1 protein-coding gene is annotated in these 1,516 nt (G+C 75.3%); it reads right to left on the bottom strand.

The window, feature by feature from the left end; all coding sequences use genetic code 11:
- On the bottom strand, positions 1–1,516 hold a 1,516-nt coding region (locus IE249_RS28675; protein WP_189709335.1), incomplete at both ends, for a condensation domain-containing protein.

Here is a 1,516-nt window from a genome sequence, read left to right as displayed (position 1 = left end):
CCCAGGCGACGAAGTGGTCGAGCGAGGCACGGCGGCCCAGCACCGGCTTGGGTTCGCCGGTGGTGCCGGAGGTGAAGAAGACGTACGCGGCCTGGTCGGGCGCCGAGGCGGGCTCCGCCGTCAGCGGCTGTTCGCGGTCCTCGGGCGTGCCGTCGGCGGACAGCCGCAGCGTCGGTACCGGAAGCCCGGCGTCGAGTGACGCGGCGGTGGCGACGACGGCGAGCTGGGCGCCGGCCCGAACCGTCATCTGCTCACGGCGGGCCGCGGGCAGGGCCGCGTCGACGGGCACCACCACGCGGCCGCTCTCCATGCCCGCGACGAGCGCGGCCACGGAGGCGAAGCCCTTGTCGCCGACCACCGCGACGACCGCCCGTTCGGGCAGCGCCGCGTCGATTCGGTCGACGGCGTCGACGAGTTGGCGGTAGGTCCAGGTCTGCTCGCCCTGCCGGACGGCCGGCGCGTCCGGCCGGGTTCGGGCGCGCTCGCGCAGTTCCCGCAGGACCGGGGCCGGGTGCGGCACGCTGCCGGTGATGACGGGCGCGGGGCCGGCGGCGAGCCGGGGCTCGGGGACGTCCGGGGTGCGCACGCCCTGGCTCAGCAGCTCGGCGTAGCGCTCGGCGAGAGCGGCCGCGAACTCCTCGCTGAACAGATCGGTGTCGTACTCCAGGTCGCACACCAGGTCGCCGTCAAGGGCGCGGACCACCATCGTGAGATCGAACTTCGAGGTCGCGAAGGTGCCCTCCAGGTCGAGCGGCCGCAGCGCCGTCATCGCCCGGGTGGGCACCTCGGCGGGCGGCATCCGGAACATGGTCCGGAAGAGCGGCGTACGGCCGCCGTCGCGGTCCGGCCGCAGGGCCTCGACGATCCGCGGGAACGGCAGGTCCTGGTGCTCGTAGGAGGCGAGCAGGGTGCCGTGCACGGCACGCACCGCGTCGGAGAAGCGGGGCGCCTCGGCGAAGCCCATGCGCACGGCGTGCGTGCGCACGAAGAAGCCGACGGTCTGCTCCAGTTCCGCCTGGTCGCGGCCGGCGCTGTCGACGCCGACGACCACCTCGTCCTGGTGCGCGGTCCGCGACAGCAGCAGTCCGAAGGCGGCGAGCAGCGCCATGTAGCGGGTAACGCCGTGCGCCCGGCAGAACCGGTCGAGGAGCGCGGCCGTGGCGGCCGGGACGGTGATCCGGTGGATCCTGCCGCGGTGGGTGCGGGCGGCGGGGCGGGGCAGGTCGGCCGGCAGGTCCAGCTCCGGCGCGTCCCGCAGGCGCTCCGTCCAGAACTCCAGCGAGCGGGCCAGCGCCGCCTCGTCGGTCCGCTCCCGCTGCCAGGCGGCGAAGTCGCCGTACTGCGGGGCGGCGGGTCCGTCGAGCGGGACGTCCTGCCCGGCCGGGGAAACGGTCAGGGAGGCGTCCAGGTCGGCGGCGATGATCTGCCAGGACCAGCCGTCGCAGACGATGTGGTGCACGACCAGGCCGAGGATCAGCTCCCGTGGCGTGCGCACCAGGCGGGCGCGCAGCAGCGG

The sequence above is a fragment of the Streptomyces anandii JCM 4720 genome (genome assembly GCF_014650655.1).
In the GTDB taxonomy this organism is placed as follows: domain Bacteria; phylum Actinomycetota; class Actinomycetes; order Streptomycetales; family Streptomycetaceae; genus Streptomyces; species Streptomyces anandii.
The sequence above is the reverse complement of the archived record's forward strand: the minus strand, read 5'-3'. Positions and strand labels throughout refer to the sequence as shown.